Here is a 16,789-nt window from a genome sequence, read left to right as displayed (position 1 = left end):
GTGTTGTTGGCTTGCCACCCGCCTCCTCGCGTTGCACTGCTCACGGCCGGTCGGGCCAGAAAGTCGACACAGGGAGCCGGACGGAGGGCGGCCGTACCGACTGGATCGGGCCGAGAGCGGCCGCTGCAGCGCGAAGGGCTTCGTCGTAGGAGCCGGACCCAAGGACTTCAGCAGAACAGGCAGCACAGTCACCGGGGCGGCGGGTATGGCCGGTGCTGCGATCTCCGGAGCTTCGGACGTGGGCGAAGGCGTCGTCGGGAAAGTCGGCCCGCACGGCATGCCAGATCCCGACGCGTTCGTCGTGGGGCAGTCCGGCCGCTACCGCCGGCCGCATCGGTGGCAGCAGGCGTTCGTGGTCCTGGACGAGGAACACTCGGTCGGTGAAGTCGACGCTGTCCCCCTCGGGGCGCTCCTGCTCCAGCCACGTCCGAGCCTGCTCTCGGGTGCCCGGCCCCCACAGGTAATCCGTCGGGTACCGCGTGGTCTCGTAGCGGGTGTCGAACTCCGCCCAGTGAGCGTCGTCCCGGCGACTTCCCGGTACGAAGGGGATGGCCCGCACCACGACGTGCTGGTACTCGTCGTCTTCGTGTTCTTCTACGGGATCGGGGACGGTGAGCGCGTCGGCGGGCTCCATCCGTGCCCGCCCGGAACCGTTCCAGCTCAGCACGGCGATCTCCCGGCGCAGGGGTGCCGGGTACAGGCGTCCGCCGGGTGTGGCCTGCCCCCACAGCTGGTTGATCAGCTCCGCCAGATCCCGCACCGTTCGGGCCGCCTCGACGGGGGTGTCGACGTGGTGGCCGGAGGGGTGGGCAACGTAGTTGCGTAGCTTGGCCAGCGCGTCTTCGACTGCGCGGCTGCGCCGCCCGCGGAGCAGCCCCGCCGCACGCGCCCACAGGCGAAGCCCGTACAGCATCCCGTTGAACTCTATGGCGTGGGTGGCGACGACCAGCTTCGCGCGTCGGCCCTTCATCGCGTCGGCGCGCTTCTTGACGTCCTCGTACGACGTGACGGTGTGGGAGACGTCCGGGGACTGAGGGACGCGGAAGGTGATGGTGCCGGCGCACCATTCCATAAAGCGGTCGCGCAACGCCTGCTCGTAGATGAGGAGCGCCTGGTCCCCGACCATGGTGTACACGTCGTAGCACAGCACGCCATAGGCGAAGACGGTGCGCAGCCGCTCGAAGGAGCCGCGTGTTCCAGCCGCGACACCCGCCGCCAGGTCGCAGTCGGCGATCTGACGCTGCTGGAACTCCGCAGCGTCTTCCGGTTTCATTCGGCCGCCGAGCCCGTAGGGGTTGAACGCCAGCGACAGATCGTCCGCGGTGCGCAAGTCCTCAAGCGGCCGGATCTCCATGTACTTCTCCTCACGATGGGAAACGGGCCAGCATGCACCCAGAAGGCCCCGGTTGGCCACTCGTTTCCCTTCGGCTGGCTTCGTGAGTTCGATACGAAAGGGCTTTGCAACAGCAGTTCGCCGGGGGCAGACAGGAAAGACCGCGGAAAGACTGGCCAACGTGGGCGAAGGCATGTCAAGGTAAACGACCTTGCAAGAAACCCCAGGTCAGAGAGGTGATGCTCGTGACCGTGGCTCCCGTGAGCCCTGGTTTCTCAACGACCGTCGAAGCCCTGCGGCTGCGGAAATGGCAACTCGGTCCCGGACAGCCCACGCTGGTCATGGACCAGTTCTCCGCAGAGGACTTCCACCTGATCGTCGATGATCGCGCGGACGTACATGTCAGCAGCAAGGACGGCCGGTTCTACCTCGGCTGGTTCCCGCTCGGCCGCCCCGGTACCGATGGCGAGGGATGGACAATCGCCGTCACCGGCACGGCCAAGGTACGCGGCTACCGCCTGTCGTTCGACACCGAGACGCCCGCCGACATCGTCGCCGCTGCCGTGGCGCGCGTGCTGGAGACCTCACGTCGCATACGGCAGTCAGGCGCACACACGTAGCCCTCGCGCGGCGGGCTGCCGACTGCCGATCGCCCGCCCTCTTTCATCGCTCAACGTTCCCCACCCACAGGAGGCTGTTCGTGACGTCCTCGGAGATGACCGTCGCCGATCTCATCGACCTGCTGTCCGGCTGCGACCGGGATGCTCCGGTCCGCCAGGCCATGAACCCGTTCTTCCCGATGGCCCACCGCCTGGCGCAGGTGGTTCAGTCCGTGGACGAGACCGGCCGGACCGTCGTCTACCTCGCTGAGGGACGCGACACGGACGCACAACTCGGCCATCTGCCGCCCGAAGTCGCTATCGACCTGACCTGGCAGGGCCCCGTTCAGGCACCCCCGCGCCGCCCCCGCCGCCGTGCCGGCGGCAAGTAGACCCGTACCGAGCCCTTGGAGGCGCCCCTGTACCCCGACTTCCCCCTCGACCCGTCCACCTCGCGTGGCGGTCAGCCCGCGTTCTGGGTCGGTCCCCGGCATCTTGCCGGTGACGATGGGCGTTTCTATGACCGCGTTGCCGACACGCTCGCCGGCCTGGGCTGGACGAGCCTGACGATCGTCCGCGGCCGGCAGGAGCCGGACGAGGCACCGGAGGACCGCCAGGTCCTGCGCAGCACCGTCCTGCACATCAGCCCCGACACCCTGCGCTGGGCGCAGTGGAGCCTGGCGGACGAGCCGTTCCACCTGGGGGACCTGCCGATCGCCTGGCAGATCTCCGCCCGCACGGACACCAGCAGCCCGCTCGCGGCGTGGTCGTCCTATTTCACCACCGACGTCCCGAGCGAGGCGGTGGCCGACTACCTCGTCGCGCTCGAAGCACGCGATCAGCCCGCCGTGCCGTTCGCCTGCCCCGAGACGGTCCTCGACGCCGTCGCGGCACACGGCTGGCTCCGCGACATCGACCAGCCCCATGCGGGAGCGACGGACCCGACATTCACCTCGCACATCAGCCTCGGCGAGGTGCCGCCCCTCATCCAGGACGCCGATCCGCGCGCCCTGACCACCGAGGCCGACGACGCGGGATCGGCCGGATGGCAGGCGTGGGCCGAGCCTGCGCTCGGGGCCCCCTGCCTGTGGGCGGCCTCCTTCTCCGCCAGCGCCCCGCACGACCTCGTCGCCGTGTTCGCCGCCTCCCTCAGCTCGACCGCACCGGTCCTGCGGCGCGTGCTGCCCGAGGCCACCAGGGAGCGACTGCTGCGCGCGCCGGCATAGCGTTCGGCGGCACCCTGCGACCCGACGTGAGAAGCCCGGTCCTCCCCAAAGCGGGGGGCCGGGCTACTGGCGTTCCTCTCCAGGTCTAGGGTGGGCCATCAAGTCAGAGGGCAACGACTTGCGCGACGAGCACGAGGTGTCGGGTCGGCGCGGCTTCGTTGGCCACTTGCGGGCCCTCGGCTGGGGGAAGTGGGGTCTGCCCGGCGTAGCAGCGAGAATCCCTTGTGTGGTTTTGCCAGCACCTGAAATCCGGCAAGGTGGCCAAGCTTTGGCGTAGCAATCCGGCCCAACATGTGTTAATTGAGGCGCCGTTGAAGTAGGCAAGGTGGCCACGGTATGGCGTAGCGGTGCCACGTTCCCGTGCGACTGAATAGATACATGCCTCGAACCGAAGAGAAGCAGCGGCCTGCCCTTGAACTCCGATGCGGCGGAGTGCACATCATCGTTCAACGCATCTCGCCCTGGACGGTGGCGGTCATCGCCCTGGCCTTCGTCGCGACGGCGGGAAGCAGACTCGCAACGTCGTTCACGTCCCATCTCGCAGCCTGGGTCGCGTCCCACTAGGAGCGTGCCGGACGGCGCCCGGCCGTCCGCCGCACAGCACTGCTGCCCCCGACCGACGCAGTCCAGTTCGGGGGCAGCAGTGTGTCAGGGCCGGTCAGCTGGCTGGTGTGGCCTTGGCGAGGGCCTCGTCGAGGTGGCGGTCGACGAGGGCCGGGGAGCGTCGGTTCCGTATACGTTTCGCGTGTTGCCCAAGGTCGTGTTGCGCAGTTAGGGCTGACGTGATGCTGGATGAGTGGTCCCTGTTCTGGGTGGGCGGGCCGGTTGGTGAAGCCTCCGAGTGGCTCGATCGTGAAGGCGGGTGTGGCTTGGAGAGCCGGGAGCAGGCGTTGGGGTTTCGCGAAGGGCAGCCGATCCTCGTCGATCCGCACTTCCGTGTTGATCCCCGTCTGAGTGAGTTCTTCCGCCGCTCCCGGTTCGCTCGGCTGGAGGTCGGTTCGCAGGATTCCTACGTACGTGACTACCGGTTGCTGTTCACGCATTTGTGGCGCGAGGGCCGGTACTGGGACGAGGCGACCGTCGGTGATCTGGAGACGTGGGAGGAGTGGCGGCTTCGGGGCGTGGGGAACCCGGGGCGGGTGGGAGGGGCCAAGTTCCGGCGCGAACTGGCGGCCTTCCGCCTGTTGTACGAGTGGTCGGCGCGGCGGGGCTATGTGCGCGCGAGTCCGGTGCAGTTGCGGGAGGTCCGTTTGCCGGGCGGTCGTGTCGCCCAGGTCGCAGAGCTGACGCCGAAGAACGTCCGCAGCTCGAATGTGAAGTGGGTGACGCCGCGGGCGTTTCGGCTGTGGCGGGATGTGGGGCTGCGGGGGTACGGGGCGGATGGGCTGCCGGAGCGGGCATGGCGAGGTCGCAACGACGGGCGGGATGCGGCGTTCGCGGATCTGTTGTTCAGCAGCGGGCTGCGGCGCCGGGAGGCGGGGACGCTGCTGACCAGCGAACTGCCGGAGGTGTTGCTGCCCCGGTCGTACTACGCGGGCCGAGTGGCATCCGCGGTGGCCAAGACGTCTGGGCGGTTCTTCTACGTGAGCCGTCCGGCGTTGACGGCGGTGGGGGTGTACCGGGTGACGACCAGGGCGGAGGCGGTGCGTAAGGCGCAGGCGGCGGGGCGGTACGAGAGGCTGCCGGTGCGCTGGGTGGTGCGGTCGATGAACCGCGCGGGCCGACTTGCGTGGGTCGATGAGCGGGGACGGCGGTGCGAGGCACTGCTGGACGGGCTTACCGACCGGCAGAGGGTGCACTTGTACACCGAGGGGGAGCAGGGGCTGGAGCCGCTGGCTCTGTGGCTGACTGAGACGGGATTGCCGCTGCGTTACCGCGGCTGGAGTGGGATCTTCGAGCGGGCGAGTGCGCGCTGCGCCCGCCTGGGGCTACCGGTGTTCTGCACCCCGCATATATGCCGGCACTCGTTCGCCCTGCGGATGCTGGTCACCTTGAGCCGCGTGCTGGACCGCCGCTTGGGCCTGACACCCAAGGAGCGGCGCGAGTACGAGGAGTTGTACGGCAATGTGTGGCTGCTGGTGCGGGATTTGCTGGGGCACCGGTCCGAGGTGGTGACGCGGGAGATCTATCTGGAGCCGGTGCGGGGGCTGCAGCTGGACACGCTGCTGAGCGGCGAGGAGGAGGCGTCGGACAACGAGGAGCTGCTGGCGCGGCTGGCCGCGACGACCGGGCTGATTCTCGATCACGCACAGGAGGCCCGGGTATGACCGGGGTGGTGCGGGGCCGGGCAGCCGCGTTCCCGCCGTCCGGCTATGCGGTGCCCGAGCGGGTGGGCGCGGGCGGCCTGGTGGTTGTGGCGGTGTCGCAGGAGGGAGAGGAGCTGGGGGTATACGACTTCCGGGACAGCGCGGGGCCTGCGGTGCTGCGGGCAGAGCTGGTCGCAGCGTTCGCGGCGTCGGCTCCGCCGCGCGGCACGTGGACCAGCAGGGCCAGCTGCCAGACCGCCTTCAAGGCCCTGCGGCAGTTTCTGCGGTTCGTCGGCGAACAGTATCCGCAGGTCGAAGGGGCGTGTGACGTCAGCCCGATGGTGTGGCGGTCGTGGACGGCCGCGTCGCCGGGCCGGATGAATCTGCGCCCCCTGCTGCTGAAGACCGCATTGCCGCAGGCGACGGGGGAGTTGCTGCGCACCCGCACCCCCCGGCCGGCGCCGGTGTCGGGCGTCGTCTCCTACACGGTGGAGGAGTTCACGGCGGTGCGCCGGGCCGCGCTGGCCTCGGTGCGCCGGGCCCATGAGCGTATCGCCCAGGGGCGGGGGCTTCTGGAGCGGTGGCGCCAGGGGCAGTTGGAGCCGCAGAGTGAGGAGGGGCTGTGGGGCTGGGCTCTGGACCAGGTGGCCCGTACGGCTGATGCGCCGCGCATCCGCCCGCAGGGCGAGCAGGCGCCGATCCACGCGCGGCTTCGCCCTCTGGTGGCTGGCCAGTCGCGGGCCGGCTACCCGTTCTGGGTGCGGCTGTTTTTCACCTTTGAGGAGATGGGGGCCGCGGCAGTGGCGCTGGCCTGCGCGGACGGCTGGAACCTCACCCCGCTTGCCACGATGTACGTGCCCGATCTGTACCCCAACGGTGAGGCGGGCGGTGAGGAGCCGGTGGTGCAGCGGGTCGCCACGTACAAGGCCCGGCGCACGGAGCGGCTGCGGCATGCCACCAACAACCTAGTCGACGCGGGCGAGGGGTCGGCGGGCCGGGTGATGCGGCAGGTGGTGTTCTGTACCGAGCAGGCGCGCGCCACCCAGGCGGCCATGGGCACGCCCAACACCCGGCTGCTGATCGCCCGCCGCACGCGGCCCCGTAGGGGCGAGTACTTCGCCGCCGGCCCGGTCAGTGTGGATGCGGCCGTGCGCCGCTGGGCTCGCACGGTGGCCCCCTGCCCACCAGACGGGGTGCCGGTGGCGGTGTCGATCCAGCGACTGCACCGCACGGTCCAGACCCTGTTCGGCGGGCCCCGCCACAACACGCCCAAGGTCAGCGACGAGGTGTACCGGCTGCGCGACCCGCACGTGCGCGCCGGTGCACCGGCCGTGATCGCGCAGGGCCTGACGGAGGCACTCGACCATGCCCAGGCCAGGCTGGCCATGCGTCTGGTGCGCGGCACCGAGGAGGGCCTGCTGGTTCGCGAGACCGGTCTGGACCCGGGGACGGCCCGGCGGCTGGGGGCGGGCCGGCTGGATACCGCGGTCGGGGCCTGCACCGACTTCGCGCACAGCCCCTTCACTCCCAACGGGCCCTGCACGGTGTCCTTCCTGCTGTGCTTCGCCTGCCCGAACGCGCTGAGCACCGAGCGGCACCTACCCCGCATCCTCTACCTCCACCAGGCCATCGAGCAGCTACGCGCCACGGTCAGCCCGGCCGTGTGGCACGCCGACTGGGCCGCACACCTTGCCCGGATCAGCGACCTGCTCCGCCGCCACACCCGCACCGAGGAGCATGCCGCGCTGCGCCAGCAGCTCACCGATGACGACCGCCGGCTGATCGACCGCATGCTGGATCGGAGGCTCGACGGATGAGCACGCCGCACGCGGTCGCGGCGCCGGGTGAGCCGGAGCGACTCCTGGTCCTGGTGGATCCGGCGACCGATGCACCGGTGTTCCCGGTGGAGCGAGCCCGGCCCGGCTTCCCGGCGCCGCAGATCCCACTGTTCTCCGCGATGCGCTGGCAGCTAGCGGGCCTGCACCACCGCGAAACGAACACCGCGCAGGCCATCGGCTGGGAGGACTTCCCGCCGCGGCTGCTGGGCACGTTCAAGCGGGCCGCGTGGGCCCTGCTCAACCTGCCCACCCCGCCCGTGCTCCTGACACGGCCGCACTCCACGTTCCGCCCGCGCATCAGCGCCAGCACGGTGGCCACCACCCTGGTGGGCTGGCGCCGCTTCGCCTACTGGCTCGCCGACCAGGGCATCACCGGCCTGGACGCGGTGGACAGCGCCCTGTTGCGCGCCTACGCCGACCAGCTGCCCCGGCGGCGGCACCGCACTACCCGCTCCGAATACCTGCTCTCACTCACCAGGCTGTGGGCGTTCGCCCCGCACCTGCTGCCCGGCGACCGCCTGTCCATGCCGCCCTGGGACGAGGACGGCCTCGATGCCTTCCTGGCCGGCACGCCCAGGACCGCCACGGGCGAGAACACGACTGTCCCCATCCACCCGTCGGTGATGTCCCCGCTGATCGTGTGGGCGATCCGCTGCGTCACCGACTTCGCCCCCGACATCCTGGCCGCCCAGCACGCACATGACCGCATCCAGGACGCCATCGCCCCTGCCTCCCCGCCCGGCGGCCGCGCGGCGGTCCGCGCCTATCTCCGCCGGCTGCAGCAGAGCGGCGGCCTGCTGCCTGTCCTGCGCCACAGCATCACGGAGATGGCCCGCACCAGCATGAACAACCGCACCGGGCAGAGCAGGCCGGAACGGCCCCTGGTCAACGCCCGCTACATCGCTGGCAAGTTGGGTGTCTCGGTGCAACAGGTCTCCCAGGTCGTCCACGAACAGGCCCCCACCTGTGGCCTGCCGGCCGGGGACGCCGGTACCCCGCTGGCCACACCCATCACGGGCCGCATCAACGCCCGGCCCTGGCACGGGTCCATCGACTTCGACGAGGCCCGCCCGCTCGGGATCCACCTGGCCACGGCCGCCCTCATCGTGATCGCCTACCTGTCGGGGATGCGCCCCGAGGAGGTCCTCCACCTTCAGCGCGGCTGCCGTCGCATCCGGCAGGATCCGCAGTCCCCGGTGGAGCGCTGCCAGCTGACGGGGCGCCACTTCAAGGGCGTGCGGGACGCGGCGGGCAGCCTCAAGCCCGAGGGCGAGGTACGTGGCGAGCCCTGGACGGTGGTGCCTGTGGTGCATCAGGCCGTCGCCGTCCTGGAAGACCTCGTCGAAGGCGACCTGCTCTTCCCGCGCGCTTTCACCCACAAACGCGACCACCGGCACGCGCGCGAGCACCTGGGAGCCGCGATGCCGACGGGCACGGCCGCCTACCGCATCGAGCAGTTCATCATCTGGGCCAACCGGCTGGCCGCCCGGCACGGCCGGGCCCACGAGATGATTCCCGCCGACCCTACGGGCCGCCTCACCCTCCGGCGCTTTCGCCGCACGGTGGCCTGGTTCATCAACCGGCAGCCGGGCGGCCGGATCGCGCTGGGCCTGCAGTACGGACATCTGGAACTGGCCGTCTCGGACGGCTACAGCGGCCGCGCCAGCACGGACATGCTGGAACTCCTTGACCTCGAACGGGCCCAGGCGATCGCCGACACCCTCGCCGAGGCTGCCGAACAGCTGCACGACGGGGCGGGAGTGAGCGGCCCCGCAGCCGCCCGTCTTGTGGCCGCGATCCGCGAGTTCGACCACACCTACGGTGGCGGCCACCTCACCAGACGCCAGGCCGCCGCCCTGCTCACCAACCCGCGGCTGCAGGTTTTCACCAACCCGCACACCATGCTGATCTGCAACCGCGACCCGCACCGTGCGCTCTGCGACCCGCACCGCGACCGCCCCGGACACCGCCCGCCCCCGACCCCCAGCCATGACCGCTGCCAGCAGTCCTGCGCCAACATCGCCCGCACCGACGCCACGGTCGCATCCCTGAGGGACGAGGTCGCCGCGCTGAGCGCCGAGATCAATGACGGCCTCAACCCGCAGCCGATCGAACACCGGCTGCGGCAACGCCGCGACGCCCAGCAGGCCGTCATCGACCAGCACACCGCCACCCGCACCACTCCCGGAGCACGGCCATGACCATCCCGCCCCAGCCGGTTGGCGACGAAGCGATGCGGCTCGCCCTCACGATCAGCACCGCAATGGCCACGGCGGCCCAGGACACCGCCAAGCAGGCCGACGCCCAGGAGGTCACCGCGATCACCCAAGCCATCGTCCGCCTGCTCGCCGGTGTCCCGCTGCGCTGCGACGGCCAGTTGACCATCAAGTCCCTGGCCGAGGAAGCCGGCCTCAAGCGCAACAAGCTGACCCACAAGCACACGGGGCTCAAGGACCTCTTCTACGCGCTCGTACGCGCCCGGCACACGGGCCCGCAGCCCGCCGGGCATCTGGAGCGGGAGAACGCCTTGCTCCGAGAGACGGTCAAAGACCTGCAGGCCGACCGTCGCCACCTGCGCGGCCTGGTGCAGCAGTTCGCGCGCGTCGTCCACGTGCTGGAGGTCGAGAACGCCCAGCTGCGTGAGGGGTCGCACCAGGGCGGCGCGGTGCGGCCGCTGTCCTCGGGCTCCGCCCTCAAAGTCTGCCGACCGGCTGGGGGCAGGATCCAAGACAGGCCGAGCACAGTGCCGCCGGACGGCTGACGTCCCTGTGGCAGGGGCTCGTCTGACCCTGGGGGATGAGTTACAGCGCTAGCGCCGTGGGGGGGAATCCGATGGGGCGCAACCCGCAGTGTTCGTCGTCCGAGCTTCCGCTTCTCCGCACCTCAAAGGGTGATCCGTGCGCATAGCGGTGGCATGCCGCTGTCATCCCTGCTGCGCTGGACATAGCCCTCACAAGAGGCACAGCGGTTCAGAAAAGGGGTCTTCTTTGTACATGGGGAAACGGCTCGCCAGGATGACCGTCGTCGCAGGCTCGGCGTTCGTGCTGGTGGCGGGAGTGTCAACCAGTGCCCAGGCGGCGTCGGGCACGTTCTTCTACAACCGGGCCGACACGGGCTTCCGGGTCCCGATCACCGATCCGCCAGACGACACGTGTGTCCCGCTGGACGGCGGCGCGGGTATCGCCGACAACGTCACCGACACCCAGGCCGTACTCTTCCGCGACGCGGAGTGCATGGTCCCGCAGGACTCGCTAGCGTCCGGCGAGAGCGGCGCCTATGGCGGAGCCACGGTTCCGCATGCGGTGATCTTCACCGGTTAGCGCACACGGCAGACCATCTTGGGGCGCTCTCGCCCCCCAAGGTTCCGCTTCCCCGCGCAGGTCGCCGGATCAGAAGCCGATGTCTTTCCGGCTGTAATCGTTGATTTCCGCTGTTCAGGCACGGCTCCGGTGTCGTTGCGGGAGGGTTCGGAAGATCAGTTCGGTCTCGACGATGCGGAGTTGAGCGGTGACATCGGTGATGGGGTTGGTGGAGGAGCGGGAGCGGGCTGCCCGGGCACGCGAAGCAGAGCGGGTTCTTGCTGAACTCGGCGAGACGGGCGCGGTGTTGGAGCGCCCGGTGATCGCTCGGGAGGAGCTCGCCGAGGCCCTGGCCACCCCGGCCGAGGAGACAGATGCTCCCGTTCCTGTCCCGCAAGGTGCCGGCGGGAGTGGAGAAGGGCCCGGTCGCGGGGACGATCGTGCCACGGTGGCACCAGGGAGCGACCGTGGAGGCCCTCGCGGCGGACTGCCGGCGGATCGTGGAGCTGGTGGAGTCCGGTGAGGGCGTGTCGGCGAAACAGATCACGGCCCGGCTGGGGCTGGAGTTGGGGCCGGCAAGTGCGGTCCAAGGCGATGCGTCTGACCGAGCGGGAATGGCTGACGGCGTCGCCGACGGGGCGGTCCACGCCGCGGCAGCCCACCGCGACCGCTCCTGCTCCTGCGGCCGGGGAGCCGGGCGGGCCAGGCGGCGGCTCGTGAGCATGGCCTGCGAGAAGTAGATGAGCGCCTCGCTGGAGGCGGGCAGCGTCTCGAAGTCCCGCACCAGGCGTCTCGAGCGCATCAGCCATCCCAATGTGCGCTCGACCACCCACCTCGGCAACACCACGAACCCCGCTATGTCGTCGATGCGGCGGCCCTACACCACGAACCGGCCGGCCTGAAAGCGCGGGTCAGCCCTTCAACGTCGGCATGTGGCCCTACCGGGTCCTCGGGCGTGTGGGCAAGGTTGGGTGCCGGGTGGGGCAGCGCGTTCAGCAGCTCTGTGTCATGGCCATGGCTATAACGGCCTTACGGACACTAACGAGTGACAGATCGTTCCCTACACCCCCTGGTCGGCGTTCACTCAGTGACGCACAGGTAACCGGCAGGGCAAGGGGGAGGTCCGGGCGTGGGTGCGCTATGGCGGAAGTCGTGCTGCGGGAGCTGGAGGCGTCGGTTGAGCGGCTCCCGGAGTGGCTTCTTGCGGCTGCGCGTGACTGACTGCCGCACCAGTTCGTGGCGTGGAGCGCGCCGCTGGGTTTCGACGGGCCGCTGAAGGGTTTGCCTCGGAATCGGCGCAGTGGACGCTGTCACAGCCCGTGCGGGACGCGCTGGTCATCAGTCTGCTCACCGAGGACAAACTGCCCAACGTCCCACGCGCGTGGCCTTTAGGAACGTATGAACGCGGGCAGCGCCGCAGGGCCTGTCGCAGCGAGGAAACAGGAGACCCAAGCATGAGGCAGGCGGCGGAAGACGCAGCGGAGTCGGCCCTTCCGAAGGAGTTGGTGGCCCTGCTCACCGGCCACCTCAACGTGGAGGCGGACGTCGATGAGCTCTGCGACAGGACGACGTTCGAGAGTCTCGGCCTGGACTCGCTGTCGCTGATGGAATTGGTGGTGGCGGCGGAGGAGGAGTACGGGATCGTCTTGCCCGAAAGCGCCCTGGACCTGCGCCCGTCTTCGACCCTGGGCCAGGCGGCTCAGGCGTTCGAGCATGCGCGCTGAGATCGCGGTCACCGGGCTGGGGCTGGTGACTCCGGCCGGGCATACGGTGGAGGCGAACTGGGCGGCCCTGTGCCGGGGGCGCTCGCTGGCCGCGACGGATCCCGGCCTCGCGGGACTGCCCGTCGACTTCTCCTGCCAAGTGACGGACTTCGACGCCGAGACGGAACTCGGCCGGGCGTCGGCGCGGCGCGGGGACCGCTTCATCCAGTTCGCCCTCGTCGCCGCCCGGCGGGCTGTCGCGGACGCTGGCCTCGATCGTCGTACCTGGGAAGCGGAGCGGGTCGGTGTCGTGCTGGGCGTGGGATCGAACAGTTTGAGTACCTACGTTGCGGAGTTCGGCCACCTTGGCGCCGGGCGGCCGGAGCGGGTCTCGCCGCTCGCGCTCCCGCGCAGCGTGCCGAGCATGGCCGCGGGCGAGGTCGCCATCGACCTGGGGGTGCGCGGCCCCAACTTCACCACCGCCAGCGCCTGCGCATCGGGCGCCACCGCGATCGGAGTGGCCCGCGACCTGCTGCGGTCCGGTACCTGCGACATCGTGCTGGCGGGCGGCAGTGAGTCGGCTCGCTCGCGCATGACGGCCACGTGCTTCGCGCGGATGCGGGCGCTGTCCCGGCGCAGGACGGAACCGGCCCTGGCCAGCCGGCCGTTCGATGCGCAACGTGACGGCTTCGTCCTGGGCGAAGGCGCCGGCATCCTCGTCCTCGAACGTGCCTGCGCGGCTCGGGCCCGCCGGGCTCCCGTCCTGGCGCTGCTGCGGGGTTATGGTGCCGGCGCCGACGCGCACCATCCCATCGCCCCGCACCCGCAGGGCGACGGCGCGGTTCGCGCCATCCACACCGCTCTCGCCGACGCCGGGTGTGGGCCGGGAAACGTCGGCCACGTCAACGCGCACGGCACCTCCACCCCGCTGAACGACGCGGCCGAGGCACAAGCCCTCGTCCGCGTCTTCGGTGACGAGGTGCCGCCGGTCACCGCGTCCAAGGGCGTGATCGGGCACGCGCTGGGGGCGGCCGGGGCGATCCAGGCGGCGTACACGGTTCTCGCGCTCCGCCATGGGGCCGTCCCGCCGGTGGCGAACTTCGAGAGCCAGAACGGGGATTACAAGCTGGACATTGTCGCCGGACGCCCCCGCCCCACGCGCGGCGGCGCGGGGATCAGTTGCTCCTTCGGCTTCGGCGGCCAGAACGCCGTTCTGGTGTTCACGGCTTCCTAGAGGGAGCCAGACGAAGCGTCCGCATCGGATGCAAGTAAGGAGGCACCCGGATGGATGCGATGCGGCGCCGGGCCTGGCTGGTGGTGGTGAGCGCCTTGCTTGCGGCGGTGTGCGCGGGGGTGCTGGCCCCGGCTGCGTTCTCGGCGCTGAGCACGGGCGGCGCGGTGGCGACGGCCACGGAGGCGACGCGCGCCAGAGGGCAGGCGGAGCGGCTCGGCGTGCCCTCGCCCGATCTGCTCCTGGCCGTTTCACAGCGCACCGGGGTTTCACGACGCACCGGTGGTGAGCGCGAGGCCGCCGTCAGGGACGGCACCACGGCGATGGTGAGGACGCTGGCCGGGCAGCGCGACGTCAGGACCGTGTGGTCGGCACAGACCACCGGTGACACGTGGCTGCGCTCCAAGGACGGACACACCCTGCTGGTCGCCGTACGGCTGAGGGGGACGGACAAGGAACGTAAGCAGGTGGCGCCCGGTGTGGTGGCGGCGGCCCGCTCGGCCGTCCCTGGGATGCGAGTGGAGCCCAGCGGCGAGGTGTGGGCCAACCGGGAGATCGACGAGACCATCGAACGCGATCTGAGCCGGGCCGAACTGCTGGCTGCGCCGCTCCTCTTTGTTCTCTTGGTCTTCGCCTACGGATCGATGGTGTCCGCGCTGCTGCCCTTGTTCGTGGCCGCGTTGGCCATCGGCTGCACCATCCCGGTCCTGGGCCTGCTGGCGCAGGTGGCCGACGTGTCACGGGTCGCGGTGAACGCCGCCTCGGCGATCGGTTTCGGCCTGGCCGTCGACTACAGCATCTTCCTGCTGGCCCGCGTACGTGAGGAGACCTCGCGAGGCGCGGACCTTCACACGGCGCTGGCGGCGGCCCGCCGCTCCAGCGGCCGTTCGGTCGCATTCTCCGCCGCCGCCGTCACCGTATGCCTCGCCACCGCCTTGGTGGTGCCGGTGCCGATGCTGCGCGCACTGTCCATGGCGGGCATGATCGTCACCGTGCTGGCGGCGCTGGTCGCCTTGACCGTGCTGCCCGCCTGTCTGCGGCTGCTCGGCCCCCGGGCCCAGGCATGGGACCCTCTGGCGCGGTGGCGGCGTGCCCGTACCGGGGACGGGAGCCGCTTCTGGCATCGCACGGCGTCCGCGGTCACCGTCCGGCCCCTCCTGGCGGGCGGCCTTGCGGTGCTGCTGCTGGCCCTGCTGGCCGTGCCCTTCACTCACGCACGGCTCGGCATTGTGGACGAACGCACGCTGCCTTCATCGGCTCCGGCTGCCGCCGCGGCCGAGCGTGTGCGCGCCGAGTTCACCGCGCCGCCGGAGCGGCTCCTCACCGTGGTCGTCACCGGACCGCGGGCTACAGGCGGTGCACCGGCGTACGCCGACCGACTCGCCCGTGTCCAGGGCGTCACTGGTGTCCGCGTGGTGCGTGTGGCTCCGTCCGGTGGGGCGGTCGTGCTGCTGGCGGCCACGTCCGCCGCCCCCGACACGCCGGAGTCTCGCACCGCGGTGCGCAAGGTACGACAGACCCCTGCCCCGGGAAGCGTGGCGGTGGGCGGGCGGGCCGCGGAGGTCCTCGACACGGCGGATGCCGTCCTCGGCGCCCTTCCGTGGTGCCTGGTTCTCCTGGCCGCGGGGCTCCTGGGCCTCCTGAGCGCCTTCACCCGCAGCCTGATTGCCCCCCTGAAAGCTCTGATCGTGGCCGCCGCCAGCCTCGGGGCGAGCCTCGGCGCGCTCGTCATCCTTTTCCAGGACGGTCACGGCAGCGCAGTGCTCGGCCACTTCACCGTGACGGGAACGCTGGACGCCTCGATGCTGCTGTTCGTCCTGTTCGTCACGCTCGCACTCTCGGTGGACTACGAGGTCTTCCTGCTCGGCCGTATCCGGGAGGAGTACGTTCGCTGCGGCGACAACCGCACGTCGATCATCGAGGGCGTCGCTCGCACCGGCCGGCTGATGACGTCCGCCGCGGCAGCCGTGGCGATTTCGACCGCGGCCATGGCCACCTCCCACGTCGCCCTGCTCAAGTTCATCGGCATCGGCATCGCGCTCGGCGCGCTCGTGGATGCCGTCCTGGTGCGGGGAGTTCTGGTACCCGCCGTCATGGCGGCCCTTGGCCCGGCCAACTGGTGGGCTCCGGCCCGTACCCGGTCCCCGTTGTTAATCACGACACCCATGAAGAAAGGCGGAAGATGACGTCGATGCGTCAGGCGACACATGACCGCACCCGGCAGTCGGCGGTCGCCGCACCCCAGGTGGTGGCGATCCAGACGGCCTTCCCGCCGTACCAATACCGGCAGGAAGAGATCCTGGCCGCTCTGGCCCGCACGACGCTGCGGGAGTCCGAGACGGGCGCTCTGGTCCTCCGCAAGATCAAGACCAGTTCGGGTGTGGAGACCCGCTCGCTGTCCCTGCCGTTGGAGAAACTCGTCGATCTCGCCCGCCGGGAGGACTTCACCGAGCAGAACCGCGTGTGGCTCGACACCGCCCTGGACCTGGGGGAACGGGCGCTGATCGGCGCGCTGCGCACCGCAGGCGTCCAGCCGGAGGAGGTCGACGCGGTGATCAGCACCACCGTCACCGGGCTGGCCGTGCCGTCGCTGGAGGCCCGGCTCGCCCACCGGGTCGGGTTCCGGCCGGACGTCAAACGTATCCCGCTGTTCGGCAGCGGCTGCGCCGGAGGCGCCGCAGGTCTGGCCCGGCTACACGACTACCTATTGGCCCACCCCGGCCAGGTGGCCGTCCTGCTCGCCGTGGAACTGTGCACACTGGCATACCAGCTCAAGGACGGCTCCGTGGCGAACATCGTCGCCGGCAGCCTCTTCGGGGACGGCGCGGCCGCCGTCGTGGCCGTTGGAGCCCACCGGGACGGCGGCCACGCCGGGCCTGAACTCGTGGACACCCACAGCCTGCTGCTCCCCGGCACCGAGGACGTCCTTGGCTGGGACATCGGCTCCCACGGCTTCCGGATCCTGCTGTCGCCCGAGGTCCCGACGCTCACGGAGAAGCACTTGCCCACGGCCGTCCAAAGCCTCCTCGCGCGGCACGCACTGACGCCGCACCAGATCGCGAGCTGGATCATCCACGGCGGCGGACCGAAGGTCTTCACCGCGGTGCAGCAGGCCCTGGACCTGCAACCTGGCGCCCTGGACCTCACCCGGCGCTCCGTGGCCGAGCGGGGCAACCTCTCGTCCGTCTCCGTACTGGACATCCTGCACGCCGCCATGAAAACACCACCCCCCGCGAACGCACCCGGCCTGGTCGCCGCCATGGGGCCCGGGTTCGCCATCGAACTGGTCCTCCTCCGCTGGTAGCGCCTGCCCG

The 16,789-nt window shown here is 70.6% G+C and carries 16 protein-coding genes; 15 read left to right on the top strand and 1 reads right to left on the bottom strand.

What is annotated here, in order from left to right; translation table 11 throughout:
* Window positions 1–40 precede the first annotated feature (40 nt).
* Window positions 41–1,354, bottom strand: a complete 1,314-nt coding sequence (locus tag J7E91_RS19230) for a hypothetical protein (RefSeq protein WP_214906299.1) — start codon at window positions 1,352–1,354, stop codon at window positions 41–43.
* A 224-nt stretch (window positions 1,355–1,578) separates the two neighbouring features.
* Here J7E91_RS19230 and J7E91_RS19225 point away from each other — a divergent pair, with 224 nt between their 5' ends.
* The 15 genes from J7E91_RS19225 to J7E91_RS19155 all read left to right on the top strand — a co-directional run bounded on the left by J7E91_RS19225 (window position 1,579) and on the right by J7E91_RS19155 (window position 16,779).
* The gene (locus tag J7E91_RS19225; protein ID WP_214906297.1) at window positions 1,579–1,953 is read left to right on the top strand and encodes a DUF317 domain-containing protein; all 375 of its coding nucleotides are present in this window, start codon (window positions 1,579–1,581) and stop codon (window positions 1,951–1,953) included.
* Between the two features lie 80 nt (window positions 1,954–2,033).
* Complete coding sequence (locus J7E91_RS19220) at window positions 2,034–2,324, top strand: hypothetical protein (RefSeq protein ID WP_214906294.1); 291 nt, start codon at window positions 2,034–2,036, stop codon at window positions 2,322–2,324.
* A gap of 15 nt (window positions 2,325–2,339) precedes the next feature.
* On the top strand, window positions 2,340–3,158 hold the full coding sequence (locus J7E91_RS19215) for a DUF317 domain-containing protein (RefSeq protein WP_214906291.1): 819 nt from the start codon (window positions 2,340–2,342) through the stop codon (window positions 3,156–3,158).
* Window positions 3,159–3,536: 378 nt separating this feature from the next.
* Window positions 3,537–3,722, top strand: a complete 186-nt coding sequence (locus tag J7E91_RS19210; RefSeq protein ID WP_214906288.1) for a hypothetical protein — start codon at window positions 3,537–3,539, stop codon at window positions 3,720–3,722.
* Between the two features lie 221 nt (window positions 3,723–3,943).
* Complete coding sequence (locus J7E91_RS19205) at window positions 3,944–5,425, top strand: integrase (protein ID WP_214906285.1); 1,482 nt, start codon at window positions 3,944–3,946, stop codon at window positions 5,423–5,425.
* Complete coding sequence (locus J7E91_RS19200) at window positions 5,422–7,221, top strand: hypothetical protein (RefSeq protein WP_214906283.1); 1,800 nt, start codon at window positions 5,422–5,424, stop codon at window positions 7,219–7,221. Before J7E91_RS19205 ends, J7E91_RS19200 begins: the two co-directional genes overlap by 4 nt.
* A complete protein-coding gene (locus J7E91_RS19195) occupies window positions 7,218–9,443 on the top strand; it encodes a hypothetical protein (RefSeq protein ID WP_214906281.1) in 2,226 nt (741 codons plus the stop codon). The genes J7E91_RS19200 and J7E91_RS19195 overlap by 4 nt, the downstream gene beginning before the upstream one ends.
* Window positions 9,440–10,003, top strand: coding sequence for a hypothetical protein (locus J7E91_RS19190; protein ID WP_214906278.1), 564 nt, complete (start codon window positions 9,440–9,442; stop codon window positions 10,001–10,003). Before J7E91_RS19195 ends, J7E91_RS19190 begins: the two co-directional genes overlap by 4 nt.
* A 253-nt stretch (window positions 10,004–10,256) precedes the next feature.
* Window positions 10,257–10,562 carry a hypothetical protein gene (locus tag J7E91_RS19185; RefSeq protein WP_214906275.1) on the top strand — a complete coding sequence of 102 codons (306 nt, stop codon included), beginning with the start codon at window positions 10,257–10,259 and terminating at the stop codon, window positions 10,560–10,562.
* 353 nt (window positions 10,563–10,915) lie between these two features.
* Window positions 10,916–11,281: a hypothetical protein gene (locus J7E91_RS19180; protein ID WP_214906503.1), complete on the top strand. Its 366-nt coding sequence runs from the start codon at window positions 10,916–10,918 to the stop codon at window positions 11,279–11,281.
* Complete coding sequence (locus J7E91_RS37340; RefSeq protein ID WP_374224741.1) at window positions 11,282–11,443, top strand: hypothetical protein; 162 nt, start codon at window positions 11,282–11,284, stop codon at window positions 11,441–11,443. It abuts the gene before it with no gap.
* A 552-nt stretch (window positions 11,444–11,995) separates the two neighbouring features.
* Complete coding sequence (locus J7E91_RS19170; RefSeq protein ID WP_214906272.1) at window positions 11,996–12,265, top strand: acyl carrier protein; 270 nt, start codon at window positions 11,996–11,998, stop codon at window positions 12,263–12,265.
* Window positions 12,255–13,478, top strand: a complete 1,224-nt coding sequence (locus tag J7E91_RS19165; protein ID WP_214906269.1) for a beta-ketoacyl synthase — start codon at window positions 12,255–12,257, stop codon at window positions 13,476–13,478. The genes J7E91_RS19170 and J7E91_RS19165 overlap by 11 nt, the downstream gene beginning before the upstream one ends.
* A gap of 50 nt (window positions 13,479–13,528) precedes the next feature.
* Entirely contained in the window at window positions 13,529–15,661 is a 2,133-nt protein-coding gene (locus tag J7E91_RS19160; RefSeq protein WP_214906256.1) for an MMPL family transporter, read from the top strand.
* The gene (locus tag J7E91_RS19155) at window positions 15,658–16,779 is read left to right on the top strand and encodes a type III polyketide synthase (RefSeq protein WP_251015914.1); all 1,122 of its coding nucleotides are present in this window, start codon (window positions 15,658–15,660) and stop codon (window positions 16,777–16,779) included. Before J7E91_RS19160 ends, J7E91_RS19155 begins: the two co-directional genes overlap by 4 nt.
* The last annotated feature ends 10 nt before the right edge of the window (window positions 16,780–16,789 follow it).

This window comes from Streptomyces sp. ISL-99, assembly GCF_018614005.1.
GTDB classification, from domain to species: domain Bacteria; phylum Actinomycetota; class Actinomycetes; order Streptomycetales; family Streptomycetaceae; genus Streptomyces; species Streptomyces flavidovirens.
Note: the sequence above shows the minus strand (reverse complement) of the source record. Positions and strands in the feature narration are given on the sequence as shown.